Genomic DNA, 1,010 nt, shown 5'->3' with positions numbered 1-1,010 from the left:
CGGCTGCCGCAGGATTACTTGGATCAATCTGTGAGTTTTCAACAATCAACGCTCGCAAGGCATTATATTTATCTACAAACTCTTGAACTTTCTCGACAACCACATCGTCATCGCGCTCAACAGTAAGACTTGCCGGTGAGCCTGTGTTTGTACCTTTGAGTTCGATTGTCAAACCTTCAACAAGATCATCAACGGTATTCGAGGTACGCGTAATAGCAATGCCGTTGAAGTTAAACGACGCATCAGTTGCTGCCTGATTCTGAATTAGGTTTTGTGCCCCTGTGGTATAGGAAAGCTGCGACAGCCCTGTCCCATCAATGTTATTACCGTCCGAATCAGTAACGTTAATTTCTATAGCCTTCGCAACACCTGTTTCACTGCTCGTGATAACAAGCTGATAGCCAGAACCATTGTTAATAACCGTTGCGCTCGCTCCCAACGCAGACTCTTCATTAATCGCTGACGCGATACCATCCAAGGTATTATTCGACGAATTGATCGCGAGATTTGTTGTCACACCATCAATAGTGAAGGCTAGTGTGCCCTCTCCTACTTGCGTTGTATCGGAGTCGGCGAAAGTTCCAGAACTCAAAGATTGTGATTTAGCGAGACTAGTAACTTCAAGCGTATAGTTACCTGCAATCGCTTTAGAATTTGTACTTGCCGTAAAGGCAGAACTACCTGTATTGACGGTCAATTCATTAAATGTATCGGGGTTAGCTAGATTCCGAGCAGGAAGACGGATATCTGTCACTGCAGATTGTATCTGAGCGAATAAAGACAGCTCAGCCGTGACGGATTCTTCTCGTGAATTTAAGCGATTCTCTGTAGGCGTTCTTTCAGCAGAGACTAACTGATCGATAAGATCACTGGTCAAAACGCCAGAACCAATACCTACAGATGATACGTTAGCCATAATTACTACCTTTTAAATAATTTACCCTAGCGAGACTAGCCTAGGACAAAAAAGGGCAAAAGTTTACCTTTTGCCCTTACATATTCAGCACCGG

Annotated in this window: 1 protein-coding gene; it reads right to left on the bottom strand. The window is 44.1% G+C overall.

All coding sequences use genetic code 11. The features are described from left to right. Nucleotides 1–916 (bottom strand): flagellar filament capping protein FliD (gene fliD / locus A3738_RS11910; RefSeq protein ID WP_156504220.1); only part of this gene is annotated, 916 nt, incomplete at its 3' end. Nucleotides 917–1,010: the final 94 nt, after the last annotated feature.

The sequence above is a fragment of the Oleiphilus sp. HI0066 genome (genome assembly GCF_001635725.1).
This window is presented reverse-complemented; position numbering and strand designations above follow the sequence as displayed.